Annotated in this window: 22 protein-coding genes and 1 tRNA gene; 12 read left to right on the top strand and 11 right to left on the bottom strand. The window is 60.8% G+C overall.

Going from position 1 to position 24609, the window contains the following annotated elements; genetic code table 11:
• Nucleotides 1–100: 100 nt before the first annotated feature.
• On the bottom strand, nt 101–799 hold the full coding sequence (locus B7X90_RS01630; protein ID WP_292621062.1) for an arylesterase: 699 nt from the start codon (nt 797–799) through the stop codon (nt 101–103).
• Between the two features lie 234 nt (nt 800–1033).
• Between B7X90_RS01630 and B7X90_RS01625 the strand changes: the two genes are divergently transcribed.
• Both B7X90_RS01625 and B7X90_RS01620 read left to right on the top strand, forming a co-directional pair.
• A complete protein-coding gene (locus B7X90_RS01625) occupies nt 1034–1738 on the top strand; it encodes an ABC transporter ATP-binding protein (protein ID WP_292621061.1) in 705 nt (234 codons plus the stop codon).
• Nucleotides 1735–4272 carry an FtsX-like permease family protein gene (locus tag B7X90_RS01620; protein WP_292621060.1) on the top strand — a complete coding sequence of 846 codons (2538 nt, stop codon included), beginning with the start codon at nt 1735–1737 and terminating at the stop codon, nt 4270–4272. Before B7X90_RS01625 ends, B7X90_RS01620 begins: the two co-directional genes overlap by 4 nt.
• 1070 nt (nt 4273–5342) lie before the next feature.
• On the opposite strand, the gene trpC is transcribed toward B7X90_RS01620, so the two are convergent.
• The 6 genes from trpC to B7X90_RS01590 all read right to left on the bottom strand — a co-directional run bounded on the left by trpC (nt 5343) and on the right by B7X90_RS01590 (nt 11660).
• Nucleotides 5343–6134 carry an indole-3-glycerol phosphate synthase TrpC gene (gene trpC / locus B7X90_RS01615; protein ID WP_292621059.1) on the bottom strand — a complete coding sequence of 264 codons (792 nt, stop codon included), beginning with the start codon at nt 6132–6134 and terminating at the stop codon, nt 5343–5345.
• 198 nt (nt 6135–6332) lie between these two features.
• On the bottom strand, nt 6333–7322 hold the full coding sequence (trpD, locus tag B7X90_RS01610; RefSeq protein WP_292621058.1) for an anthranilate phosphoribosyltransferase: 990 nt from the start codon (nt 7320–7322) through the stop codon (nt 6333–6335).
• The gene (locus B7X90_RS01605) at nt 7319–7906 is read right to left on the bottom strand and encodes an aminodeoxychorismate/anthranilate synthase component II (protein WP_292621057.1); all 588 of its coding nucleotides are present in this window, start codon (nt 7904–7906) and stop codon (nt 7319–7321) included. The genes trpD and B7X90_RS01605 overlap by 4 nt, the downstream gene beginning before the upstream one ends.
• Entirely contained in the window at nt 7903–8169 is a 267-nt protein-coding gene (locus tag B7X90_RS01600; RefSeq protein WP_292621056.1) for a hypothetical protein, read from the bottom strand. The genes B7X90_RS01605 and B7X90_RS01600 overlap by 4 nt, the downstream gene beginning before the upstream one ends.
• Entirely contained in the window at nt 8166–9716 is a 1551-nt protein-coding gene (locus tag B7X90_RS01595) for a chorismate-binding protein (protein ID WP_292621055.1), read from the bottom strand. The genes B7X90_RS01600 and B7X90_RS01595 overlap by 4 nt, the downstream gene beginning before the upstream one ends.
• Before the next feature lie 3 nt (nt 9717–9719).
• The gene (locus B7X90_RS01590) at nt 9720–11660 is read right to left on the bottom strand and encodes a peptidylprolyl isomerase (RefSeq protein ID WP_292621054.1); all 1941 of its coding nucleotides are present in this window, start codon (nt 11658–11660) and stop codon (nt 9720–9722) included.
• A 323-nt stretch (nt 11661–11983) separates the two neighbouring features.
• On the opposite strand from B7X90_RS01590, the gene tpiA reads away from it, so the two are divergent.
• From tpiA to B7X90_RS01570, 4 genes are all read left to right on the top strand, one after another.
• Nucleotides 11984–12754 carry a triose-phosphate isomerase gene (tpiA, locus tag B7X90_RS01585; protein ID WP_292621053.1) on the top strand — a complete coding sequence of 257 codons (771 nt, stop codon included), beginning with the start codon at nt 11984–11986 and terminating at the stop codon, nt 12752–12754.
• A gap of 100 nt (nt 12755–12854) precedes the next feature.
• Entirely contained in the window at nt 12855–13244 is a 390-nt protein-coding gene (gene secG / locus B7X90_RS01580) for a preprotein translocase subunit SecG (protein WP_292621098.1), read from the top strand.
• A 167-nt stretch (nt 13245–13411) separates the two neighbouring features.
• A complete protein-coding gene (locus B7X90_RS01575; RefSeq protein ID WP_292621052.1) occupies nt 13412–15040 on the top strand; it encodes a CTP synthase in 1629 nt (542 codons plus the stop codon).
• Nucleotides 15041–15126: 86 nt separating this feature from the next.
• A complete protein-coding gene (locus tag B7X90_RS01570) occupies nt 15127–15816 on the top strand; it encodes a Crp/Fnr family transcriptional regulator (RefSeq protein ID WP_292621051.1) in 690 nt (229 codons plus the stop codon).
• A gap of 15 nt (nt 15817–15831) precedes the next feature.
• On the opposite strand, the gene B7X90_RS01565 is transcribed toward B7X90_RS01570, so the two are convergent.
• Both B7X90_RS01565 and B7X90_RS01560 read right to left on the bottom strand, forming a co-directional pair.
• Nucleotides 15832–17409, bottom strand: a complete 1578-nt coding sequence (locus tag B7X90_RS01565; protein WP_292621050.1) for an ABC-F family ATP-binding cassette domain-containing protein — start codon at nt 17407–17409, stop codon at nt 15832–15834.
• A gap of 178 nt (nt 17410–17587) precedes the next feature.
• Nucleotides 17588–18049: an Hsp20 family protein gene (locus tag B7X90_RS01560; protein WP_292621049.1), complete on the bottom strand. Its 462-nt coding sequence runs from the start codon at nt 18047–18049 to the stop codon at nt 17588–17590.
• Between the two features lie 162 nt (nt 18050–18211).
• Between B7X90_RS01560 and grxC the strand changes: the two genes are divergently transcribed.
• From grxC to B7X90_RS01540, 4 genes are all read left to right on the top strand, one after another.
• A complete protein-coding gene (gene grxC, locus B7X90_RS01555; RefSeq protein WP_292621048.1) occupies nt 18212–18478 on the top strand; it encodes a glutaredoxin 3 in 267 nt (88 codons plus the stop codon).
• Between the two features lie 44 nt (nt 18479–18522).
• Nucleotides 18523–19320: a carbon-nitrogen hydrolase family protein gene (locus tag B7X90_RS01550; protein WP_292621095.1), complete on the top strand. Its 798-nt coding sequence runs from the start codon at nt 18523–18525 to the stop codon at nt 19318–19320.
• Nucleotides 19317–19793 carry a DUF1178 family protein gene (locus B7X90_RS01545; protein ID WP_292621047.1) on the top strand — a complete coding sequence of 159 codons (477 nt, stop codon included), beginning with the start codon at nt 19317–19319 and terminating at the stop codon, nt 19791–19793. The genes B7X90_RS01550 and B7X90_RS01545 overlap by 4 nt, the downstream gene beginning before the upstream one ends.
• A 53-nt stretch (nt 19794–19846) precedes the next feature.
• Nucleotides 19847–19923: transfer RNA gene (locus B7X90_RS01540), tRNA-Arg, on the top strand.
• 12 nt (nt 19924–19935) lie between these two features.
• Here B7X90_RS01540 and B7X90_RS01535 read toward each other — a convergent pair.
• Together B7X90_RS01535 and B7X90_RS18315 are read right to left on the bottom strand one after the other, a co-directional pair.
• Nucleotides 19936–21804: an acyltransferase family protein gene (locus B7X90_RS01535; RefSeq protein ID WP_292621046.1), complete on the bottom strand. Its 1869-nt coding sequence runs from the start codon at nt 21802–21804 to the stop codon at nt 19936–19938.
• Between the two features lie 128 nt (nt 21805–21932).
• Nucleotides 21933–22418, bottom strand: a complete 486-nt coding sequence (locus tag B7X90_RS18315; protein ID WP_366409650.1) for a hypothetical protein — start codon at nt 22416–22418, stop codon at nt 21933–21935.
• Here B7X90_RS18315 and B7X90_RS01525 point away from each other — a divergent pair.
• Together B7X90_RS01525 and folE are read left to right on the top strand one after the other, a co-directional pair.
• Nucleotides 22400–23923, top strand: a complete 1524-nt coding sequence (locus B7X90_RS01525) for a phospholipase D-like domain-containing protein (protein ID WP_292621093.1) — start codon at nt 22400–22402, stop codon at nt 23921–23923. The two genes, B7X90_RS18315 and B7X90_RS01525, sit on opposite strands and share 19 nt — an antisense overlap.
• Nucleotides 23920–24534, top strand: coding sequence for a GTP cyclohydrolase I FolE (folE, locus tag B7X90_RS01520; RefSeq protein ID WP_292621044.1), 615 nt, complete (start codon nt 23920–23922; stop codon nt 24532–24534). Before B7X90_RS01525 ends, folE begins: the two co-directional genes overlap by 4 nt.
• Nucleotides 24535–24609: the final 75 nt, after the last annotated feature.

Below are 24609 nucleotides of genomic sequence, written 5' to 3'. Positions count from 1 at the left end.
CGAAGCATTGCAATGGCCGGATACGTTGCGGTTTTCAAGGCGGAGGGGCGGTTTGTGGACATCGGACGATTCTGGCAGCGCTGCACGGTGTAGGACAGCGCTATTTCCTGCTCTCAACTGCCTTCTTCAACGCATCGGCCACTTGGGTTTGCGTGGCAGCGACGATCTTGTTCACGCCTTCTGCGTTGGGATGCACGTTGTCACCCAGCATCAGCGCGCTGTTGCCCAGTACCGGTGCCAGGAAAAACGGCACGAGGCCTGCCTTGTGCTTCTTGGCCATATCCGGCCAGATCGGGTTGAAGCGCTCGGTATAGTCCGCGCCAAGGTTCGGGGCGGCGAGCATTCCGGTGAGCACGACCGGAATGCCGCGCCGGTCAAATTCGGTGAGGATGGAATCGAGGTTGGCGCGGGTTTCTTCAGGGGGCAGCCCGCGCAGCATGTCGTTGCCGCCAAGGCCGACGAGTGCCAGAACAGGCTTCACTGGCTGATTGTCGAGCGTGAAGGTCAACCGTTGCAGCGCGGCCGATGTCGTATCACCCGAAACGCCCGCATTGACGACCCGCGCCGGGGTGCCGCCAGCATTGAGCGCGGCTTCCAGGCGGGGTGGATAGCCCTCTCCGGGTTGCAGGTTGTACCCGGCATAGAGGCTATCCCCGAACGCAAGAATGACGGGCGCGTCAGCCGGGATGGGGGCCGCATTGGCAACGGCTTGTGCAGCAGCAGAAGCCTTTGATTCGGGAGCATCTTCCGAAGAACAGGCCGCCAGAAGCAGGGCGGAGAGGAGCGCGATCTTTCTCATGCCGCCAGCAATAACCGTTCGCCATGATCTTGTCGAAGGGGTTGGTGTTGCCAGTCGTGCTTCGACAAGCTCAGCATGAGCGCAGCAGTGGGATTACTCCGAACCCATCTCCCGCTCATCCTGAGCCTGTCGAAGGATGTTGGGCAAGAAGGGTGGCCCAGTGCATTGAATCTGGCCGAGCGCGCACCCAAGTGCCGGTTGCACCCTGCAACCAATCCATGCCACTTGAGGCCCGTGACAAACACCACATCCCCGGTCATCACCGCTTCCGCCCTTACCTTGTCGCTCGGCTCCGGGGAGGCGCGGGTGGAGATACTTCGTGGCATCGACCTGTCGGTCAGCCAAGGGGAGAAGCTCGCGCTTTTGGGGCCATCGGGGTCGGGCAAGTCGTCGCTGTTGGCCATCCTGTCAGGGCTGGAGCGGGCGAGCGGTGGGACGCTAAATGTCGCAGGCGCGGATTTTACGTCACTGGATGAAGATGGGCTTGCAGCCGCCCGGCGTGGACGCATTGGCATTGTTTTACAGGCCTTCCATCTGCTGCCCACGATGACTGCGCTGGAAAACGTGGCAACGCCGCTGGAGCTAGCGGGCATGGCCGACGCTATGGCGCGGGCGGAGGCGGAACTGGTCGCGGTGGGCCTTGGGCACCGCCTGCATCACTACCCGGCGCAGCTTTCGGGCGGGGAGCAGCAGCGCGTGGCAATTGCCCGCGCGCTGGCCCCAAAGCCTGCGATTCTGTTTGCCGATGAGCCAACTGGCAATCTTGACCATGCCAATGGCGATGCTGTGGCCGACCTGCTGTTTGCCCGCGCGGGTGAGGCGGGGGCAACGTTTATCATGGTGACGCACGACGAGGCGCTGGCCGCGCGATGCGGGCGGATTGTGCGGCTGGCCGATGGGCAAATTGTTTCCGATGCCGTGGCAGGCGTGAGCGCATGAACCTTTCGTGGGGTGCTGCCTGGCGGCTCGCGCGGCGGGGGGTGGACTGGAGGTTCAAGGGGCTGCGGTTGTTGCTGGTGTGCCTTGTGCTGGGCACGGCGGCGCTGTCATCGATAGGCACGCTGATCGGCGCGATTGAGCGCGAACTGGCAACGCGCGGGCGCGAGATGCTCGGGGCAGATCTGGAGTTCACGCTGGCCGCGCGGGCGCCTGCGGCCGACGAGCGCGCGGCGATTGCGGCATTGGGAGAGCTTTCCGAAGGCGCGCGGATGCAGGCGATGGCGCGCGTGCCGGGTGCCGAGACGCGAACGACCCCGGTGGAGCTGAAGGCCGTGGACGCGAAATGGCCGCTTTATGGACGGTTTACGCTGGAAGGTGGCAAGCGGGCCGGGGCGCCTCAGGGCATGACGGCTTGGATTGCGCCGGGTGTGGCGGACCGTCTTGACGTCAAAATCGGTGACCGCCTGCAAGTGGGCGAAGCTGTGCTCACGGTGGGCGGCGTGATCGGGTCAGAGCCGGACCGGCTGGCTGAGGGCTTCTCGCTCGGGCCGACGGTGATTATCGGCAAGGAGGCACTAGATGCCTCAAAGCTGGTGCAGCCAGGGTCGATGGTGCGTTCGAAGCTGCGCGTGAAACTGCCTTCCGGCGACAATCCGGTGGCGATTGGCGAAAGCATCAAGGAGCGCTTCCCGCTGGCCGGATACGAGGTGCGCACGCGCGAAAAGGCGTCACCGGGTCTGGACCGCTTCGTTTCGCGGATGGGGCAGTTTCTGGTGCTGGTGGCGCTGGCTGCCTTGGCGATTGCCGGGATTGGCATTGGGAACGGGGTGAATTCCTATCTTGAGGCGCGGCGCAGTTCCATCGCCACATTGAAGATCCTTGGTGCGTCCAGCAGTGACATCGCGCGGATATATCTGCTGCAACTGGCGGCGGCATCCTCGTTGGCAATTCTGGCCGGGCTTGTGGTGGGAGTGAGCGTTACCCCGCTGCTGGGACGCGCGTTGCAGGGCTTGCTGCCGATTGAGGCGGGGTTTGTGCTGGATTGGCGCGCACTGGCGATTGCAGCAACTTATGGCGCGCTGATCGCGCTGACCTTTGCCGCTCCGCCTTTGATGCGTGCACGAAGCTTTCCGGCGATGGCGCTGATGCGTGCGCGGGTCAGTCCACTGGCCGGTGGCTGGCGTGGGGCGGTTCTGCCGGTCGCGCTGGGGCTTGGCGGGATTGCGGCGCTGGCAGTGCTGACTGCCCCACAAAAGCTGCTGGCCGCAGGTTTTCTGGGCGGTGCGGCAGCGTTGTTCGTGCTGCTCTCGGCGCTCGGGTGGGGTATTCAGCGGCTGGCGGCGCGGGCGCCCAAGCCCAAGGGCGCAATCGCACGGATGGCGCTGGCGAACCTGCACCGACCGGGCGCGCAAACGTCCGCGCTGGTGGTCGCGCTGGGCTTCGGGCTATCGGCTTTCGTGCTGCTGGCGGGCGTGCAGACCAGCCTTGATGGCAACATCGCGCAGAGGGTGCCGAACAAGGCACCGGATTACTTCGTGCTCGACCTGCCGCAGGGCAAAGTCGCGGCGTTTGACGGCATCGTAAAGGCCGCCGCGCCGGGGGCCGAGGTGCGAAAGGTGCCTGCGCTGCGGGGCAGCATCGTTGCCTATGGCCCGGAAGGCACGATGACGCGGGTCGCCGATCTCAAGGAAATACCTGAAAACGCTTGGCCTTTGCGTGGCGACAGGGGGCTGACTTATGCCGATGCGTTGCCGCAAGGCAACGCGCTGACGGCAGGCGAATGGTGGGCGGCGGACTATGCCGGGGAGCCGCTGGTTTCGGTGGACGATGATCTGGCCAAGGCACTGAGCCTCAAGCTGGGCGACCAGATTTCCGTTTCGATTCTGGGAGTTGAGCGCACCGCGAAGATCGCGTCGTTCCGACGGATCGACTGGGAGAACATGGGCTTCAACTACGTGCTGGTGTTCAGCCCGAACGCAATTGCCGATGCGCCGCACAATCTGGCGGCAACGATCAGCCTGCCCGCGCAGGAAAAAACCGACGAGGTGCGCCGCGCGATCCTTGGCGGGCTGGTGAAGGCGCTGCCCTCAAGCTCGGTGATCGAAATCGGGCCGGTGTTGGGGCAGGCGCGCGAAATCCTGTCGCAGATGGGCACGGCGATCTTGGCGGCGGCGAGTGTCGCAGTGCTTTCAGGCATGGCGGTGCTGGCCGGAGCCATCGCGGCGGCGCGTGAGCGCAAGACCTATGACAACGTGATCCTGAGGGTGCTTGGGGCTAGCCGCAGGCAGCTTTTGGTGCTGTTGATGGCCGAATATGTGCTGTTAGGTGCACTTCTGTGCGCTTTGGCCTTGGGGCTGGGCAGCGCGGTTGCCTGGGCGATTGTCGTGTGGCTGTTCGAGTTCGACTGGTTGCCCGACTGGCCGCGAATTCTTGGCGTGCTGGGCGCAGGCGTGGGACTGGTGATGGTGCTGGCGGTGGGCGGGTCGCTCGGCCTGTTGCGCACGCGCCCGGCGCAGGTGTTGCGGGAGCTTTGACCGGTAAGTTGGTTCAGACGTTGGGGCGCAAGCGTTAGCGATTCGCAAGGCTGGCGTGAGTGACTACATGGCATAGCCGAACGGAAAGCGTATTTTTTTCAGTTTTCCCCAAGCCAAGGTTCGCTATTGTGGTGCGGAAATCCTTTGTCTTTCGATCTATCGAGAACTCGGGGTCAAAATTATGGATGGGTCCATCAATACTGCCGCCAAAAATATGTATCCACTCATTGTCACGAAGCTGGCAGGAATAAAGTAAATTACCAGATAGATATTGTGGAGGATTTCCACAGGTGGAAATATACCGATCTAGCGGTGTAGATGTATAGAATCCTTCAATCACGAATTGGGATGTTGTAGAATCGAGCATTAGAATGCTACTCTTCTTCGCCCCTTTACTCCATGTATTCCATCCAGGCTAGAAAAAATCATTGTATATTATTTCTATTGTGAAAATCTTCATCATTTTGCCTATTGGGCAGACATTTCTAATTGATGACGATATGTGTCGACCACCCGCTCGATTCCGTAGAGCCGGATGTGCATCTCTCCTTATGAAACTCAAATTGTCTTGACCGGAGTTGTGTATGCTAATTTTAAACTCGGGGAAACTGCTCGATGTAATATATAAATTCTTGTTACATTCCCAAATTTTCCATACGGCGCTTGATATTTTTGGCTGTGATGTGAATTTTGGAGATACATATAATATCCCGTTTTTCGCAAAATTGGGCGCCCTAGAAACTACATTCGATGGGATGTTGGCGATATCGCTGAAATGATATTCGAAATTACCATTATTGTAAGTTATTCGAAAAATTTCTCTTTTGAAAACATGAGAGCATCTGGGGCAAATTTCTATTCCATCATCAACCAATACATTTCTCGAAATAAGATATGAAATTCTTTGGGACGCAAACCACTTTTTGCACTCAGGACAAACTACGGCAGGGCTCGAAAGATCAAAAGTTGGAATTCCCGACGTCATAAAGCTTTCCTCTGAAATTTCTTTCAAAAATACAATAAGTTGTATGTGACAAAAGAAGAAAAATGAGGAATTCGGGTCTTGAGTTTCAAGTGGCTGAAAGAAGTTCGCGCGTCGCTGCCTCGACATCGGCCTGACGCATCAGAGCTTCACCGACAAGGAAAGTGCGCGCACCACACTTTTCGAGGCGGTGCAGGTCAGCGTGGGTGTTGATGCCGCTTTCGCTGACCAGCAGTGTGCCTTCGGGAGCGAGCGCGGCGAGGCGTTCTGTGGTGCCGAGGTCGGTGACGAAGCGCTTCAGATCGCGGTTGTTCACGCCGATCAGGCGGGATTTGAGGCGTGCGGCGCGCTCCATCTCCTCTTCGTTGTGGACTTCGACCAGCGCGTCCATGCCCTGTTCGCGGGCGGCGGCTTCAATTTCAGCCATTTGCGCGTCTGACAGGCAGGCGGCGATGATCAGGATGGCGTCGGCACCGATGGCACGCGCTTCGGCGCACTGCCACGGATCGACCATGAAGTCCTTGCGGATGACCGGCAGGGTGCAGGCCGCGCGGGCTTCGATCAGGTAGTCCTCATGCCCTTGGAAATAAGGGGCGTCGGTGAGGATCGAGAGGCAGGTTGCCCCGCCTGCCTGATAGGCGCGGGCGTGATCTGCGGGGCTGAAATCGGCGCGGATCAGGCCTTTTGAGGGGCTGGCTTTCTTGATCTCGGCGATCAGGGCGTAGCCGGTGGCGGCCTTTGCGCGCAGCGCTGCTTCAAAGCCGCGCGGGGCGCTTTGTTCGCTGGCGCGGGCGGCGAGGCCAGCAAGGGAGATTGCGGCCTTGCGGGCGGTGACTTCGCTGCGCTTGGTGTCGCAGATTTCGGTGAGCATGTCGGTCATTGCGAGCGTGCCTTAGCGAGGTTTTGGGCAACGTGTCGAGTGAGATTGCGGGCACTGCATTTACTTTGACCGCTGCACAAAACTTTACTTTTTGCCGTCACCCCGGGCTTGATCCGGGGTCCCGCTTTTTCGGGAGCGTTGCAAAGAAAGCGGGACCCCGGGTCAAGCCCGGGGTGACGATACATTTAGTAGCTGACGTTATGCGAGCGCCACGATCCAGCAGTTGAGCAGCGTGTTGGCGAGGCCTTTGTCGATGGCTTCGGCGGCTTCTTCCACGCCCTCGTGCCAATCACGCGCTTCGCCTGCGACGATCAGCGCGGCGGCGGCGTTGAACAGGACGGCGTTGCGGTAGGGGCCTTCTTCGCCCTGGAGAAGGGCGCGTAGGGCGGCGGCGTTGAATTGTGCATCGCCTCCGCGCAAGGCTTCGACCGGGGCGTTGGGCAGGCCTGCGTCCTGCGCTGTGACGCGGCGCATGAAGACTTCATGCCCACGCACTTCGGCCAGTTCGTTGCCGCCTGCCAGGCTCAGTTCGTCAAGGCCTTCGTCGCCCGAGATGACCATGCTGTGATCTGTGCCGAGGCGGCTCATGGCGTCGGCGTAGATCGGCACGTATGCAGGGCGGGCAATGCCGACGAGTTGGCGGCGGACACCTGCGGGGTTGGCGAGCGGGCCCATCAGGTTGAAGATGGTGCGCCGGCCCAGCGCTTTGCGGATGGGCATGATGCGGCCCATCGATGGGTGGTGCTTTGCGGCGAAGAGGAAGCAGATGCCAAGGTCGTGCAGCGTTTCCTCGGCGGTTTCCACGGCGCGATCGAGGTTGAGACCGAGCGCTTCGAGGGTGTCGGCAGCACCTGATTTGGAACTGGCGGCGCGGTTGCCGTGCTTGGCGACGGGGACGCCGCAGGCCGCGACGACCAAGCTGACGGCAGTGGAGACGTTGAGCGTATGGTGTCCGTCTCCGCCGGTGCCGCAGACGTCGATGGCGTTGGCAGGCGCTTTGACCGGGATCATGCGTGCGCGCATCGCACGTGCCGCTCCGGCGATTTCGCTGGCTGTTTCGCCTCGGTCCGAAAGGGCGGTGAGGAACTGTGCTATTGCTTCGTCCGACACGGTGCCATCGAGCACAGCTGCGAAGGCCTGTTCGGCCTGAGCCTCATCGAGCGGGTGGGTTACGTCTGGCAGGGTCATGCCGGAACGGGGTGCGTGTTGATGCCGCAGAGCTTCAGGAAATTGCCGATCATCGCGTGGCCGTGTTCGGTGGCGATGCTCTCCGGGTGGAACTGCACGCCGTGGATGGGCAGCGAGGTGTGGCGGAAGCCCATGACGTGCGTGTCATCGGACTGCGCGTTGACTTCGAGGCAGGCGGGAATGTCGGTCACGATCAGCGAGTGATAGCGCGTGGCGATGAACGGGCTGGGCAGGCCCTCGAACACGCCGGTGCCATCGTGGGTGACGGACGAGGTCTTGCCGTGCATCAGCCCGCCGCGCACGACCTTGCCGCCGAAATACTGCCCGATGGACTGGTGGCCGAGGCACACGCCGAGCAGCGGCAGCTTGGCATCCGCCGCTGCGCCGACAAGATCGAGGCTGATGCCCGCTTCGTTGGGCGTGCAGGGACCGGGCGAAAGCAGAAACCCTTGCGCGCCGGTCTTGATCGCCTGTTCAGCGGTGAGCGCATCGTTGCGCACGACTTCAACTTCCGCGCCCATCTCCATAAGGTAGTGGACGAGGTTCCAGGTGAAGCTGTCGTAGTTGTCGATGACGAGGATCATTGGGCAAGCTTTTCGTAAGCCATGAAGCGACATTCTGCGAAGGGAGGGTGGATGACGTGCGAACGCCAATCCTGCGTAAAGCCTTCCAGCAATTCGATTTGCGCGACAACGTCGTTCCAGTGAGGCATTTCTTCGTGGAACCAGAGCGTTTGCCCGCAAGCCATCTGGATGTCGCAACACATCAGGTCAGTGGTGAGTTCGTCACGCTTGTAGAACGCGACATGCTGGATGTCTGCCATTTCGAGCGGCAAAACATTGCTCACTGCCCATACTCCGGCTCACTCGCCACCCGCACAGCTTCCCTCGCCGCCGCAAACAGCGCGCCCGACTTCAATTCGCATTCGCGCTGTTCGTATTCGGGGTTGCTGTCGGCGACGATGCCTGCGCCGGCTTGGGCGTGGAGGACGCCGTCTTTGACCACGCCGGTGCGCAGGACGATGCAGCTGTCGACTGAGCCGTCGGGGGCGAAGTAGCCGACGCCGCCTGCGTAGGCGCCGCGGGTTTCGGGTTCCAACTCGGCGATGATTTCGCAGGCGCGGACTTTGGGGGCGCCGCTGACGGTGCCTGCGGGGAAACCGGCGAAGAGGGCGTCCACGCTGTCGGCGCGTGTGGTGTCGAGCTGGCCGACCACATTCGAGACGATGTGCATGACGTGGCTGTAGCGTTCGACGGTGTAGCTCTCGGTGACCTTGACCGTGCCTGCCTTGGCCACGCGGCCGACATCGTTGCGGCCGAGATCAAGCAGCATCAGGTGTTCGGCGCGTTCCTTGGGGTCTTCGAGCAGGCTCAGTTCGTTGGCGCGGTCTTCCTCGGGCGTTTTGCCGCGGGGGCGGGTTCCGGCGATGGGGCGGATGGTGACTTCGCCGTCACGAATGCGGACGAGGATTTCCGGGCTTGAGCCGGTGAGCGCGAAGCCCGGCATGTCGAGGAAATAGAGGAAGGGCGAGGGGTTGATGCGGCGCAGAGCGCGGTAGAGCGCGATGGGCGGCAGCGGGAAGGGTGCGGTGAAGCGCTGGGCGAGGACGACCTGGAAGATGTCGCCTGCTTCGATGTAGTCCTTCGCGCGCATGACCATCTGCGCGTAGTTCGCGGCGGGCATGACCGGCTGCGGGGTTACATCGACGCTTTCGGAAAGGCGCGTGTCGGCGGGGACCGGGTTGGCCAGTTTGCGCAAGGCATTGTCGATGCGTTCGGCGGCGGCTTCGAGCAGTTGGGAGGGTGCGCCGCCTTCGGCCCAGACGGGGGCGATGGCGAAGAGTTCATCAGACAGGCGATCGAACACCAGCACCACGGTGGGACGGGTGAACAGCATGTCGGGCAGGACGAGGTCGCTTTGCGCGGCGCGCGGGAGCTTTTCGACGAGGCCGATGGTTTCGTAGCCGAAATAGCCGACAAGGCAGGCAAGCGCCGGGGGCAGGGCTGCGGGCACATCGATCCGGCAGGCGGAGACGAGCGCGCGCAGTTCGGCTAGGGCATCACCGGGCAGCGGGGCAAATGCGGCCTTGTCATGCCGCCAGATGCGGTTGATCTCGGCGGTGGTGCCGGTGGCGCGGAACACGAGGTCCGGGTCAATCCCGAGCAGGCTGTAACGGCCGCGCACTTCGCCGCCCTGCACGGATTCGAGCAGGAAATCGCCGCGCCCGCTTTCCATCAGCTTGAGCGCTGCGCCGACAGGCGTTTCCGTATCGACGATCAGTTTACGCCAGACGAGCGCGGGCTTTCCAGCGGAAAGCTGGGCAAGCGCGGGGCCGTGGTTTTCGAGCTGTGCGCCGGTGGTTTCGGGGGCGGGATCGGCGGTCAGTGTCGTCATGGCTTATTGCGCGTTGGTGCCGGTCAGCTGGTCGCGGACGGCCTTGATCCCGGCTTCGTTGCGTTCAACGCCAACGTCCTTGCGGATGGCAGCGCGCAGTTGCTGGGCCAATTCGTCGCCCGCATCAGCCGCGAAGGAGCGGGCAGCCTGTGCGAAGACCTGATCGCCGCGCTTCACATCGCCGATCACGATATCCTTGAGCGACACCAGATACCAGCCTTGCTTGTCCGGCCCTTCAAGGCGCTTGTTGCTGCCCTTGGCCATGGCGAACAGCAGGGCGAGCGGGGCAGGAACCTGTCCTTGCATCTGGCCAAGCGCGGCGCGCGGCATATCGATGGGCTGCGCTGCGGGCAGGGCGACGCCAGCCAGCTTGAGCGCTTCGGCCATCGGCGTGCCCTTGTTGAGCGCCGCGAGGATCTTGTCAGCCGCTGCCTTGGCCTTGGCCGAACCCTGATCGACGGCCCAATCGCGCGTGACGGTGCCCTTGATCTGGTCAAGCGGGGCGGGGGTGGCGGCGGTCAGCTGGCCCACATCGAAGATGGCGAACTTTTCACCCGGCGTGATTTCGGCCAGTTGCGCTTCGCCTTCACGTTCCATCGCAAACGCGGCCTGGACCAGCGGGGCGACTTCTTCGCCGACCTTTTCGCCCTGCTTGCCGTAGATGCTGCCATCGGCGGCAAGCGGCTGCGTGGTGGCGAAAGTGAGGTTCAGTGTCTTGGCGATGTCGGCAAGACCGGTGCCGCTGTCGATTTCCTGTTCTGCTTGCGCGGCGAGATCGGACAGGGCGGCGCGGCGCTTTTCGAGCGTGAGCGCGGCGACGAGTTCAGGGCGGGCCTGATCGAGCGTCTTTCCGACGTTGCGCTTGACCGCATCAACCTTGACCACATGCCAGCCGAGGCCCGACTTGGCGGGCGCGGCAAGTGTGCCTTGCGCAGCGGCAAAGGCGGCGTCGGCCACGGCCTTGGCGGTTTGATTGCCGAGCGCTTCGCGGGTCTGGTTTTCCAGCTTGCTGGGGACGAGACCCTTGGCACGGGCGGCGCTTTCGAGCGAGCCGCTGTTGCCAACTTCCGTGGCGAGCGCCTTGGCGGCGGCTTCGGTCGGCACGATGACCTGCGTGACCGAGCGCTGTTCGGACGGAGCATAGACGGCGGTATTGAGCTTGTAGCGGTTCGCCACCTCTGCCTCGGTGGGGGCGGGCACAGTCTTGAGGCTTGCTTCATCGACAACGAGATAGCGGATCGTGCGCCGTTCAGGCTGCATGTAGCGGCCCTTGTTGGCGTTGTAGAATGCGGTGAGCGTGTTGGCATCGGGCGGTGAGGCCGGGGCGAAGGCCAGCGACGGGATCGTGGCAATGGTGCCGACACGCTTTTCGGTGAGGAGCGCGGCGTAGCGCTGCACCGATTCATCAGCCATTTGTGCGCCGAACGCGGCGGGCAGAAGAAGCTGGCGGGCGAGCAAGCCTTGCCCCAGATCCTTGCGCACTTCCTTGTCAGTCAAGCCGCGCTGGGCGAGAAGCTGTTCATAGGTGGTCTGGCTGAACTTGCCATCAACGCCTTGGAATGCCTGAATTTTCACGATTTCGCTATCAACCAGACGGTTGCTTGCCACCATGCCATGGCGCTTGCCCCATTCGGCCATGGCCAGGCGATCGGTCAGCCCGGTGATGATTGTATCCATCCCGCCTGCATCGAGGAACTGCTTCATCGTCAGGCCCGGCTGGCGCTGGCGTTCCTGTTCAAACGCGTTGGTCAGTGCTTTGGCCAGTTCGGCGGTTCCAAGGCGGCTGGAGCCAACCTTGGCGGCGCGATCACCTCCGGCAATACCGCCGAAGCCGCTGCCGGTGACATCGGCGCTGGCAAAGGCGAGCGCGATCAGGCCGAGGAACAGGAGCGCAACGACGACGCCGATGCGGGACTTGAGGAACGAGCGGAAGAAACCGAGCATTTGCGGGTGTTCGTCTCTTTTTCAGGGCACCCAAGGGCGCCGAATGACAATTTGCCGATGCCTTAGGAGCCAAACGCAAATCCCGCAATGGGTCTGGACGCTCCAGATGTCACGGTGGGGTGGTGTGACGGCAATATGACGCGATTGATGTGCGACTGCGCACCGTGTTGTTTAAGCACTTATGCGATCAGGTGTTTTGCAGAATCACTCAGGGTTTGATAGCCGCCCGGCGACTCAGGGCTAAATCGGCCCAATTTGAATGTTTCGAGACTCTGCTATTCGGCAGAGGTCTTGGCAGGGTATAACAGGGGAACGGGCTGATCATGCCGCATCGTCCATACATCGTTGGCAACTGGAAGATGAACGGGAGCCGCGCCATGCTGGCCGAAGCCCGTGCGATTGACCGGGCTGCAGCGCGCTATCCCGATGTGCAGGTGGCGCTTGCCCCGCCGTTCACGCTGATCGGCGCGCTGCGCGAGGCCGTGACGGCTATGGGGGTCGGCGGGCAAGATTGTCACGCGCAGGCCAAGGGTGCCCATACGGGTGATGTTTCCGCGCCGATGCTGGTGGATACTGGCGCGGACGTGGTGATCGTGGGGCACAGCGAGCGGCGCAAGGACCACAACGAGAGCGATGCTGTGGTGAAAGCCAAGGCTGAAGCGGCCCTTTCCGCAGGGCTTGGCATCATCGTGTGTGTGGGCGAGACGCTGGACGAACGCGATGCCGCCAAGGCTGAGGCAGTCGTTTCCGGTCAGATTGATGGTTCGCTTCCCGATGCCGAGATGGCTGGTGAAGCAGTTGCCGCGGGCAAGGTCGCGGTAGCTTATGAGCCGGTATGGGCCATCGGGACGGGGCGTGTTGCAGCCGTTTCCGATGTTGTTGCGATGCACGCCGCCATCCGCGAGCGCTTGCTGGCGCTTTACGGGGAAAGCGGCGCGAAAGTGCGCATTCTTTATGGCGGGTCGGTCAACGCAGGGAATGCTGCGGAATTGCTGGCGGCAGACGGCGTAAGCGGCGCACTGGTTGGCGGCGCGAGCCTGACGGCCGAGGCGTTCCTGCCGATAGTTGCTGCGGCAGGCACTGGTGAGGCCTGATAACCTCTAGCGCATCCTCCGGGTTGCGCCGAAGCGTTCTCGCGCCTACATGGCCGGAAATTCCTGCGCTCATCGGCGCGAAGGGTAGAGATTCATGTCGCTGTTCATTTTCCTCACCGTGGTCCAGGCAATCGTTGCGGCGCTGCTTGTGATCGTGATCCTGATGCAGAAGTCCGAAGGCGGCGGCCTTGGCGTGGGTGGAAGCCCGGCCGGGTTCATGTCTGCACGCGGCGCAGCTGATTTCATGACGCGGATGACGACGATTCTGGCTACGGCATTCGTGGTGTTGAGCATCACGCTGGCGGCGCTGGCCGTGGGCACGACATCGAGCCGCGAGATCGACACTTCGCTTGAGCGTGTTGCGCCAGTGCAAAATGCACCTGCGGCTGATCCGCTGGCACCTGCGCAGGGGGGACAGCCTGCTGTGACACCTTCGGTTGCTGCACCAGCTCCGGCAGCCGATCCTTTGGGTGGCTCTGCCGCTCAGTAATATTTTTCGGACTATGCAATTGGCCGACCCGCTTCCTCAACGGTTGCGGGGCGGTTCTCTTGTTGCGTTCGATCAATGTGTTTTCGACCACGCCTGTGGATTGCGGTAAAGATTACAGCCGCAACCGCTTGCGCAATTGCAACCTCTGACGCTAAGGCCCAACTCCCATGGCGCGGTACATTTTTATCACCGGCGGCGTGGTCTCCTCGCTCGGCAAAGGTCTTATGGCGGCGAGCCTTGCGGCTCTGCTGCAGGCGCGTGGATTTCGCGTGCGAATCCGCAAGTTTGACCCCTATCTGAACGTCGATCCGGGCACGATGAGCCCCTATCAGCACGGCGAAGTCTATGTGACCGATGACGGCGCGGAGACTGACCTCGACCTAGGGCACTACGAGCGCTTTACCGGCGTTTCGGCGCGGCAGGCGGACAACATCACGTCGGGCCGCATCTATCGCGACATCATCGCCAAGGAACGGCGTGGGGACTATCTTGGCGCTACGGTGCAGGTGATTCCGCACGTGACCGATGCGATCAAGGAATTCGCACAGGCTGAAACCGAAGATCTGGACTTCGTGCTTTGTGAAATCGGCGGAACGGTGGGCGACATTGAAGGTCTGCCCTTCATCGAGGCGCTGCGCCAACTGCACAATGAGAAGCGGGACGAGACTTGCTTCGTCCATGTTACGCTGGTGCCCTATATCGCAGCGGCAGGTGAGCTGAAGACGAAGCCGACCCAGCATTCGGTACGCGAGTTGACCGGTCTTGGCATTCAGCCCGACATTCTGCTGTGCCGCTGCGAAAAGCCGCTGCCCGAAAGTGAGCGGGCCAAAATCGCCCAGTTCTGCAACGTGCGAAAATCGGCCGTGATCCCCGCGCTTGATGCATCGAGCATCTATTCGGTGCCGCTGCAGTATCACGCTGAAGGACTGGACGGAGAAGTGTTGCGTCACTTCGGCCTGACTGCGCCTGAACCGGATCTGGCGGTGTGGGACGACATCGTCGACCGTTATCAGAACCCCGAAGGCGAAGTGACCATCGGCGTGGTCGGTAAGTACGTCGGCCTGCAGGATGCGTACAAGTCGCTGAACGAAGCTCTGGCGCATGGTGGCATGGCCAACCGCGTAAAAGTGCGGATCAAGTGGCTTGATGCAGAGTTGTTTGAAAAGGACGACGACGAGATTGCAGCGGCACTGGAGCCCATGCATGGCATTCTTGTGCCCGGTGGTTTTGGCGAGCGCGGGACCGAGGGCAAGATTGCTTCGGTGCGGTTTGCACGTGAACGCAATGTTCCGTTCTTTGGCATTTGCCTTGGGATGCAGATGGCCTGCATCGAAAGCGCTCGCAACACGGCAGGTATAGCGAATGCCTCGTCGACCGAGTTTGGTCCTACTGAGGAGCCGGTTGTCGGAATTATCACCGAATGGATGACGTCAGAGGGTCTGGAAAAGCGCTCCGAAGGCGGCGATTTGGGCGGCACGATGCGTCTGGGGGCATACGAAGCAAAGCTTGCTGGCAACAGTCACGTCGCGAACATCTATGGCACGTCAGACATCAGCGAGCGGCATCGCCATCGCTATGAAGTGAACGCGGCCTACAAGGAACGACTCGAAAAGGGCGGTTTGGTGTTCTCTGGCATGTCTCCCGATGGGCTGCTGCCGGAAATCGTCGAGCGCCCCGATCATCCGTGGTTCATCGGTGTGCAGTTCCATCCTGAGCTGAAAAGCAGGCCTTTTGAACCGCACCCGCTTTTTGCCGGTTTCATTGCTGCGGCGGTGAAGCAGGCGCGTCTGGTTTGATGGTGCGCAAAATCACTGGTCATTGATGGTATTCCCTGATTAGTTGCCCCGGAAGCACGTAGGGCAAGTATTCAGGGGACTGTGTGATGGACGCGGCAAAGCTGGCCGAGGCACTGACGGCGCAGAGTCTTTTTGCAGACTGCGAAGAGGCCGAACTCTCTGACATCATCGCACGCGGACAAGTGCGGGCTTTCAAACCCGGCCAAATGCTGATGAGTCAGGGGGAGCAGGGGTCTACCCTGTTCATCGTGCTCAAAGGGCTGGCCCGCGTGAGCATGGTTGCGGCGAATGGACGCGAGATCATTCTCGACTATGCCGAACCGGGCCATGTGCTGGGGGAAATTGCGTTTCTGGACGGGGGTGAGCGTTCGGCGACAGTGGAAGTGATCGATCCGATCGAAGCACTGGTGCTGACGCGCGGTGCATTTTCCGACATCATCGAAAAGCACAAAGGGCTGGCACTGCGCCTGCTCAAAGCCATGGCGCGCAGGTTGCGGCAGAACAACGCGGTGATCGAGGCAGATCGCGCCTATACATCTGGGCCAAGGTTGGCGCGGTTCCTGCTGCGGCTGATGATGGGTGACGGCGCCGGGAACGAGAATCAGCTCAAAATTGCTCTCAGCCAAGGCGAACTCGGCAACTTTGCAGGCATGTCACGCGAACAGATCAACCGCCAGCTTTCGGCCTGGGCTGAGAATGGCATGGTCGGACTGAAGGGCGGGCGCGTGACGATCCTTGACCGTGATGCGTTGATTGATGTGGCTGAGGCCTGGTAAGGCAGGCTGGATTTCTCATACGAGGGAAATACGTCTGGTTATGCCAATTGCTTCCAGAAATGCAGCGTCATGGCTGACTGCCACCAACGCACCGTCATAGGCGGCAAGACCTGCCTCGATAGCTTGCACAGCTTCGAGGTCGAGGTGGTTCGTTGGCTCGTCCAGCAAAATGAGCGGCGGCGGCGAGGTTGACAGGACGCAGGCCAAGGCCGCGCGAATAGCTTGGCCTCCGCTTAACGAAGCAACAATCTGATCTGCTGCGGATGCGCGAAAACGGAATCGGGCTAGAGCCGCACGTGCCGCATTTTCATCAAGGTCTGGCTGTAGCCGCCGGAGGTTGGCAACGATGCTCAGTTCAGGATCGAAAATTGCGGTGTGTTGATCCAGCATGGCAAAGGGCACGGACACGGATACAGTGCCGACATCAGGCGCATGGCGCCCTGCAATCAGGTGCATCAGGGTGGACTTTCCGGCACCGTTGGGGCCGATGATGGCAACACGCTCAGGGCCGACGACGGTGAAATCAAGGCCGGAAAACAGTGGTGATTGGCCCGGATGCGAAAACGTGACGTTGGTGAGTTGAATGACCTTGCGTGATCCGCTGAGGCCGGTCGACCCGAGTTCGATGCGCAAAGGTTCGATGATTTCGAGGCTGGCACGCGCTTCCATCAGCCTCGATTGAGCCTCGGCTGTCTCACGTTCGGCAAGGCGAGCGTTGGTGCCGCTCGAATTTTCGGCCCGCTCGCGCCGCGCTCCGAGAAGAATGCGCGGAATGCCGCCTTTGCGTGCGTTGTTTTGACCAACTCCGTCACGCCTTCCTTTGCGTTCACGCGCGACTTGCGCGCTGTCGCGCACTTCGTTCAGGGCACGCTCGGCGCTATCGCGCGCTTGTTGAGCTGTAGCGAGTTCCATGTCCTTGCGGTCGCGGTAATGGCTGTAGGGGCCTCCATAGCGGGTTGCCCCGAATGAAGTGAGCTCTAGAATTGCATCCATACCCTCCAGCAGGACGCGATCGTGGCTCACGACCAGCGCACCCTTGCGCCAACTGGCAAGGAACGCACCCAGACTGTCACGACTGCGGCTATCGAGATTGTTGGTTGGCTCATCCAAAAGCAGAAAATCGGGGTTCGCCAGAATTGCAAAAGCAAGACCTGCCTTTGTCAGTTCACCTCCCGACATGCCAACGACTGGCGTGTCGAGGCTGGCCGACAGCCTTACATGGGCAAAAGCTTCGGCGAGGCGTTGCTCAAGGGTCCAGTCAGCGGATTCAATATCTTTCGCATCAGCGAAGCCTGCCTCGGCGCGGCGCAGAACCGCAAGATCATTGGCAACGCCAAGCGCCTCTGCAAGGGTTTCGCCCGCTGAACGGGCAACGATCTGGCGCAGAACGGAGATTGTTCCCAAGCGCGTGATCCGCCCAGTTGAGGGAGAAAGATCGCCCGCAATCAGCCGAAGCAATGTGGATTTTCCGGTCCCGTTGCGCCCAACAATGCCGAGACGTTCGGTGCCGAACGAAGCGTTCAGATCGTTTAGGACTGATCGTCCGTCAGGTGCGGACCAGGAAATCGAAGCGAGTGTAATTGAAGCGGGCATGGGACACATCTTTACTGAAAGCAATTGAGAGCAGTGTTGCGTTCAGAAAGTGGTCCATGATGTTGAAAACTCCGAAATTTCTGTCGATGATTCTAGCGTATGACGATACCGCAGGCAAGATTTTCCGGCAGAAGGGCAGGCCGAAACCGGCCCGCCCTCCATTTGACTTTGCGCCGGATCAGGCGGCAGCGGTGTTGTCGCCTTCGATCACTTTGAGCTGGTTCTGACCGCCGATCAGCACCTTCTTGGGCTTCATTGCCTCGGGTACTTCGCGCACGAGGTCGATGGTCAGCAGGCCATCGGCAAGGTCTGCAGCCTCGACCCGAACGAAATCGGCCAGTTCAAACCGACGCTCAAAACCGCGGTTGGCGATGCCGACATGGAGATATTCGCGATCGGTCGGTTCGGGCTTCTGGCCCTTGACCACGAGCAGGTTCTGCTGCGCTGTGATGTCGATATCTTCGGCCTTGAAGCCGGCAACAGCCAGCGTGATCCGGTAGGATTCATCGCCACTGCGTTCGATATTGAAGGGGGGATAGTTGTCTCCGGCATTGGCGCGGGCCTGGCGTTCGAGCAGATCGAACAGGCGATCAAAACCCACGGTGGTGCGGCGATAGGGGGTAAAATCAAAACGGTTCATGGCAATATCCTCAACATGAGCAATCTGCACTTGCCTTGGCGAGCCCGGAACCCGGCGCCCGCTTCGGCGGTTTGATGGCCATGCCCGACTTGCGGCGCATGACACGTGAACCCATGTGTGTTAGCCAATTTCGCATTTCAAGACCCCCTTTTCGAGGTGCCCATGTCGAATACGCCAAAGGTCGAAATCTATACCAAGTGGGGCTGCCCCTATTGCTCGCGCGCCAAACAGTTGCTCGATGGCAAAGGCGTGACTTATGAAGAGTTCGACGTCACAATGGGCGGGCCGAAAAAGGCCGAGATGCTGGAGCGTGCGCCGGGTCATCTGACGGTACCGTCAATCTTCATCGATGGCATTCACGTGGGCGGGTCTGACCAGCTTTCAGCGCTGAATGCGCAAGGCAAGCTGGATATGATGCTCGGCCTGTGACGGGCGAGGTTGTGCGCGATCCGGTGAAGGTTGCGCTGTTCCAGATGACGAGCGGCATTGATCCGTTGGCCAACGCGGCTGCCATCGTGGACGCAGCGCGCAAAGCAGCAGATACAGGCGCAGCGATGCTGTTCACGCCTGAGATGTGCGGTTTGCTTGATCGGAACCGCGCCCGGGCTACGCCAAATATTGTGCTAGAACGCGAAAACCCTGTGCTGGCGGCAGTGCGTGAGGCAGCGCGAGAGTTTGGTCTGTGGATTGATCTTGGCTCTCTCGCTGTACTGCGCGAAGATGGCAAGTGGGCCAACCGTGGCTTTGTGATCGATGCCGACGGCGCGATTGCTGCGCGGTACGACAAGATCCACATGTTCGACGTCGACCTGGCAACGGGTGAGACGTGGCGGGAATCTGCGGCCTATACACCGGGAGAGCAGGTGGTGACGGTCGAGACGCCTGTCGGCAAGCTGGGCCTTGCGATCTGCTACGACGTTCGCTTTCCGGCATTGTTCGAGGAACTGGGGCGGCATCGGTGCGATGCAATCCGCATTCCGGCGGCGTTTACTGTGCCGACCGGCAAAGCGCACTGGCACCTGATGCAACGTGCGCGTGCGGTAGAGGCAAGCGCGTGGGTCATCTCAGCCGCGCAGGGCGGACGACATGAGGATGGGCGCGAGACCTATGGCCATTCGCTGGTCGTCGATCCGTGGGGCGAAGTTGCCTACGATGGCGGGGAAGGTACTTCGCTTGGTTTTGCGATGATCGACCCAGCACGCACCGGCGAAGTGCGTGCCCAGTTGCCCAGCCTTGCCAACAAGCGCGAAATCCCTAGATCAGCCTTATGATTGTCTTTGATCTGCAATGCGAGCCAGTGGGGCACCGCTTCGAGGGATGGTTTGGCTCCTCGGCCGACTATGAAGAGCAGACCGCGCGCGGGCTTGTTTCATGTCCGACGTGTGGATCGCCGGACGTGACAAAGGCGGTGATGGCACCGAACCTGGGGCGCAAAGGCAATCAGGTGTCGCTGCCAACAAGCAGGCCAGAAACCGCGCCGCAAGCGATGGCACATGCTCCGCTCCCACCTGAGGCTGTTGCCATGCTAAAGGCAGTGGCGGCGATGCAGGCCGAAGCCATCAAGTCCTCAACGTGGGTGGGCGAGAAATTCGCCGAAGATGCCCGCGCCATGCACTATGGCGAAAAAGACGCAACGGCGATCCATGGCAAGGCAACGACGGACGAAGCGCGCGAATTGATCGAGGAAGGAATCGCAGTTGCGCCATTGCTCGTGCCGGTGGTGCCGCCCGAAGAAGCCAACTGAATTTGCCCAAACAGCGTTGCCAGCGCCTGCCCGCCTGCCTAAAGGAAACGCGGGCGCCCGTAGCTCAGCAGGATAGAGCACCAGATTCCTAATCTGGGGGCCATGGGTTCGAATCCCGTCGGGCGCACCATTTCCCTTGGCTTTAATCGATATGCGCGCTGGCTATAACGGCTCTCGCGCCTGTCAGGCTGAGGTGGTGGGAATCGAAATAGGCTGGTTTTCCATCAATCGTGAGGCGCGAATGATAACCTTCGCCCAACACGGCCAGTGGGTCTATGATGACAACATTTCTGGCTGCCCAGCGGGCATAGTGCGATGTCAACCAATCTGTTTCGCTGCGATAGATTGCCATGCTTGCCCCACGCGCTGAGGCAAATTTGCCGCGCGCGGCGGCGTGGGCGAGGTATCGGGGCACATCGAAAGGTTGGCGTGGCACCGGGCCGATCAGCACTACCTGTTTGCCTGCTGACCGTAAGCGGTCGATTGTGCCGTCGATCATGCGGATCATGCCGGGTTGGTTGTAAGCAGGACTTGCCCAGAACGCGACAAGGTAGACGCGCTTGATGTTGGGGGTAACTACAAGCGTTTCTAGCGTGTTGACGTTGTTTGTTGCGCAGCCGGGGTCTGATGGCACCGCGTAGCCGATGACGGGCGCGCAGCTTGCGCGGGTGCGCTGGACGATAGACGCGCCGCTGCGTTGCAGCTTTTCGCCCAACGCGAAGGCCAGTTCTACGCCGTGGCTATCTCCCCAAATCGCTGCGCTTGGTGGAACGTTTGCGCCGAGGACGCAATCGGGATGGTCACCTCCTGCGCTTTCGATGATGCAGGTGCCGCGCTTTGGGCTGATGTCGGTGACGGCTTCGGCCATTTGTGTCACTTGTGCGGGGAATCGCGTGGACCAACCGCCTAGCGACAGCACGGCGATACAGGTGGCAGCAATCGCGCCCATGCTTGCGACGCTGAGGGTGAAGATGCGGCGGCGGTTGAAACGCTGTGCATTGCGGAAAGGACGCTCAACAAATCGCCAACTGGCCCATGCGAAAATGAAACTGGCGACAACCACCACGGCCTGCCGTGCGCCGACAAGCGGAGCATTGGCGACATACTCTGCAAACACGATAAGCGGCCAGTGCCACAAATAGAGGGAATAGGAGATGAGTCCTATGCCGACCAGCAGTGGCAGAGATAGCAGGGAACCCACCATCGTGCCTTGCGCGAAACGGATCAGCAGAACCGTGCCCAATACTGGAGCCAGCGCCGCAACGCCGGGAAACACGGCGGTGCGGTCATAGGCAGCCACAGGCCACACAATCAGCATCAGTCCGAGTAGCGCAAGCGTTTGCGGCAGGGGGCGGCTGCTGGGCTTCGGTGTGGTAAACAGCGCCAGCATTGATCCTGCCAAAAGCTCCCAAGTGCGGGCCGGGAGCAAATAGAACGCAAAGCCGTCGGTATCGGCCTGTTTCCACACAGCTAGCGCGAAACTGGCCAGTACGAGCAGTGCAACGGCGGTCAATCGCTGGCGCGGGGCGGCTCTGGCGCAAAGCCAGAGCACTGCTGGAAAGGCCACGTAAAATTGCTCTTCTACCGCTAGGGACCAGCAGTGCAGAAGGGGCATCGCATCTGCTGGGCCGCCGAAGTAGCTGGTCTGAGTGAAGAACCAGACATTGGCGAGAAAGCCCAGCGTCATCAGCGCCGAGCGTGGCACGGCTGCAAAATCGGCGGGTAAATAGAGCCATGTGGCGAACACCAGCACCGCAGCAATCATTACCAGCAGCGCTGGCAGAATGCGGCGTGCGCGACGTTCGTAGAATTTCAGCAGGGAGAACTGGCCCTCATCGATTTCGCGTGCGATTATGGCGGTTATCAGGAAGCCCGAAATGACGAAGAACACGTCCACGCCGACGAAGCCGCCGGAAAAACCAGGCAGCTTTGCATGGAAGGCCAGGACCGGCAGGACCGCAAAAGCGCGCAATCCATCGATGTCACGGCGATAGGCGGTCGTCGAACTCATTCTTGGCGGTGTTTATCCGCACAAGGTTAATCCTGCGTATCGGTGTGGCGGTCCCTGAATTTGTATTGGGGCCTACAGAGTTTTCCGCATGGGGACTTTGGTGCTTGATCCGGCAATGCTTTTGTGATTCAACAAAAATCATGAACACCCGCCGGTCTCCGTTGCTTCCAAAAGACAGCCTTACGCAGTCGATGGCGCTGATTGCGCTGCTTCTGCTCAGTGCTGCCGGTGTTGCTGGGCCTAGCGGTTTGCTGGCCTGGGGTGAAAATGCGCGCTTGCTTGAGCAGCGTGAGCAGGAAATCGCCCGTCTTACGGCCGAGCGGGATCGGATCAAAAACCGTGTCGCACTGCTCGATCCGCGCCATGCCGACCCTGATCTTGTTGGTGAATTGCTTCGCAGCAATCTCAATGTCGCCCATCCCGACGAGTTGGTCATACCAGTAACGAATTGAACCCGCTGGCAAGGCGGGGAACGCTTTGGTGGCTTGATCGCTTGCGTTGAAGCGCGCATTGCTTTCGTGGCTGAAGGGGATCTGGTTTGACGCAGAAGCGCCGTGGAGGCGAAGGCCCGGCAAGTATTTTGCGGGGCAATGTTTTGCAGGATAGCGAAGCAACTGACGAATCCGGCGCAGACGAAACGCAGCCGCACTCCTCGTCAGTATGGCGTTTTGTCCATGCAAGCCGTGCGCACGCCGTAATCGATGCGGCGGACTATTTCGCACTGATGCGCGAAGCGATGTTGCGGGCGCATCAGCGGATTTTTCTGATCGGCTGGGATTTCGATACGCGCATCCTGATCGGAGGTGGTCGCCGTTGGTGGAACCTCCCGCGCCGCCGCATTTCTCCGGCGAGGCTGGGGCCTTTTATCCTCTGGCTTGCCAATCGTCGCAAGAACCTCGACGTGCGGGTGCTCAAGTGGAATTTTGGCGCTTTCAAGGCGTTCTTCCGTGGGGCGATGATGCTTGATCTGCTGCGCTGGTGGCGGCACCCGCGCATCGTGTTCAAGCTGGACAGTGCGCATCCGCTCGGTTGCAGTCACCACCAGAAGATCGCGGTGATCGATGATCGTTTTGCCGTTTGCGGTGGCATAGATATGGCGTCAGACCGTTGGGATACGCGCGAACATCTGGACCATGATCCGCGCCGCAAACGCCCTGGCGGTAAACTCCACGGCCCGTGGCACGATTGCACGATGCTTCTGGAAGGCGAGGCTGCAAGGGTTTTGGGAGACTTTGGCCGCAAGCGCTGGGAACAGGCTGGTGGCAAGCCGATGGGGCCGTGCAAGCCGCAGAAATCCTCTCCGTGGCCAGGGCATATCGAGGCGGAATTCCACGATGTAGAGATCGGCATTGCGCGCACGCGATCACACTTTGCCGAGGTGCGGGAAGTGCGCGAAGTCGAGGCCTTGTTCCTCGAACATATCGCACGAGCAAAGCGTTTCATCTATTTTGAAAACCAGTATTTTTCATCACGCTGCGTGGCCGAGGCCATTGCCCAGCGCATGATGGAGCCTTACCCGCCCGAGGTCGTCCTGATCAATCCGCAAAGCTCCGATGGATGGCTTGAGCAGGCCGCAATGGATGGTGCGCGGGTGCGGTTGGTGCAGTCTATCCAGCAGGTCGATCACAAACAGCGCTTTTCGGTATGGCATCCCTTTACGGTGGGTGGCAGGCCGATTTACGTTCATTCCAAGCTGACAATCGTCGACGACGAGATACTGCGGATCGGATCGGCCAACCTCAACAACCGTTCGATGGGGTTGGATAGCGAGTGCGATGTGTTCATCGATTGTGCAAGGCCCGGCAACGGTCATTGTGGGGACGCTATCCGACGCTTGCGCATTTCGCTGCTGGCCGAGCATTGCGGTATTTCGCCTGAACAGGTAGCGGAACTGGTTGAACGGCATGGCACGATGGCTGCAATGATCGCTGCGGCTCCGCAGGATGGGAAAAGGCTTGGGGCCTTCGTCCCGCACGAGTTGAGCGAGGCAGAGCAGGCGCTGGCCGATAACGAGGTGCTCGATCCTGAGCGGCCGGAGGAGATGCTCTCCTTCTACCGCAAGGGATTGTTCAGAAGCCGTTTTCTACGGCGGCCGGGAAAGTATAAGGATGCGCGATGAGCAGTTTGGTGGGGCCTGACGACGACGACGATCTGGCACGCGGCAAGGTTCCGGTGCCAAACGATGTGCAGGATGCGATCCGCACATTGCTGCGCTGGGCGGGGGATGATCCAGCCCGCGAAGGCCTGCTCGATACACCCAAACGCGTAGCCCGGGCGTGGAAGGAATATTGCCAGGGCTACGGCGAAGATCCGGCGATCCACCTTGCACGTCAGTTCGAGGAAGTGGGCGGTTACGACGAGATCGTGCTGCTGAAGGACATTCCGTTCCAAAGCCACTGCGAGCACCACATGGCTCCCATTATCGGCAAGGCAGCCATCGCTTATCTTCCGCGTGACAAGGTTGTGGGCATTTCCAAGCTGGCCCGTGTGCTGCATGGTTTTGCCCGTCGGCTGCAGATTCAGGAGCGTTTGACCGCCGAGGTTGCAGATTGCATCTGGCAGAACCTCAAACCGCATGGCGTCGCCGTGGTGATCGAAGCGAGCCACGCCTGCATGACCGCGCGCGGCGTCCGCACGCCTGGTGTCGGTATGGTGACTAGCAGATTGATGGGCACATTTCTGGATGATGAGCGCAGCCGCAAGGAAGTGCTGAGCCTTATGGGTTATTGACCTGCCAAGCAGCAAAGAAACATTACAAACCCGTTGCTTGGTCGGACATGACCCAAGGCCTATCTTGTTTGCGTC

The sequence above is a fragment of the Novosphingobium sp. 17-62-19 genome, from assembly GCF_002256775.1.
GTDB lineage: Bacteria > Pseudomonadota > Alphaproteobacteria > Sphingomonadales > Sphingomonadaceae > Novosphingobium.
The sequence above is the reverse complement of the archived record's forward strand: the minus strand, read 5'-3'. Positions and strand labels throughout refer to the sequence as shown.

What these genes read in the sequence shown, in the direction of transcription:
- B7X90_RS01630 (WP_292621062.1), bottom strand. Translation starts at nt 799, where the DNA reads ATGAGAAAGATCGCGCTCCTCTCCGCCCTGCTTCTGGCGGCCTGTTCT.
- B7X90_RS01620 (WP_292621060.1), top strand. Translation starts at nt 1,735, where the DNA reads ATGAACCTTTCGTGGGGTGCTGCCTGGCGGCTCGCGCGGCGGGGGGTG.
- trpC (WP_292621059.1), bottom strand. Translation starts at nt 6,134, where the DNA reads ATGACCGACATGCTCACCGAAATCTGCGACACCAAGCGCAGCGAAGTC.
- trpD (WP_292621058.1), bottom strand. Translation starts at nt 7,322, where the DNA reads ATGACCCTGCCAGACGTAACCCACCCGCTCGATGAGGCTCAGGCCGAA.
- B7X90_RS01605 (WP_292621057.1), bottom strand. Translation starts at nt 7,906, where the DNA reads ATGATCCTCGTCATCGACAACTACGACAGCTTCACCTGGAACCTCGTC.
- B7X90_RS01595 (WP_292621055.1), bottom strand. Translation starts at nt 9,716, where the DNA reads ATGACGACACTGACCGCCGATCCCGCCCCCGAAACCACCGGCGCACAG.
- B7X90_RS01590 (WP_292621054.1), bottom strand. Translation starts at nt 11,660, where the DNA reads ATGCTCGGTTTCTTCCGCTCGTTCCTCAAGTCCCGCATCGGCGTCGTC.
- tpiA (WP_292621053.1), top strand. Translation starts at nt 11,984, where the DNA reads ATGCCGCATCGTCCATACATCGTTGGCAACTGGAAGATGAACGGGAGC.
- B7X90_RS01575 (WP_292621052.1), top strand. Translation starts at nt 13,412, where the DNA reads ATGGCGCGGTACATTTTTATCACCGGCGGCGTGGTCTCCTCGCTCGGC.
- B7X90_RS01570 (WP_292621051.1), top strand. Translation starts at nt 15,127, where the DNA reads ATGGACGCGGCAAAGCTGGCCGAGGCACTGACGGCGCAGAGTCTTTTT.
- B7X90_RS01565 (WP_292621050.1), bottom strand. Translation starts at nt 17,409, where the DNA reads ATGCCCGCTTCAATTACACTCGCTTCGATTTCCTGGTCCGCACCTGAC.
- B7X90_RS01560 (WP_292621049.1), bottom strand. Translation starts at nt 18,049, where the DNA reads ATGAACCGTTTTGATTTTACCCCCTATCGCCGCACCACCGTGGGTTTT.
- grxC (WP_292621048.1), top strand. Translation starts at nt 18,212, where the DNA reads ATGTCGAATACGCCAAAGGTCGAAATCTATACCAAGTGGGGCTGCCCC.
- B7X90_RS01550 (WP_292621095.1), top strand. Translation starts at nt 18,523, where the DNA reads ATGACGAGCGGCATTGATCCGTTGGCCAACGCGGCTGCCATCGTGGAC.
- B7X90_RS01545 (WP_292621047.1), top strand. Translation starts at nt 19,317, where the DNA reads ATGATTGTCTTTGATCTGCAATGCGAGCCAGTGGGGCACCGCTTCGAG.
- B7X90_RS01535 (WP_292621046.1), bottom strand. Translation starts at nt 21,804, where the DNA reads ATGAGTTCGACGACCGCCTATCGCCGTGACATCGATGGATTGCGCGCT.
- folE (WP_292621044.1), top strand. Translation starts at nt 23,920, where the DNA reads ATGAGCAGTTTGGTGGGGCCTGACGACGACGACGATCTGGCACGCGGC.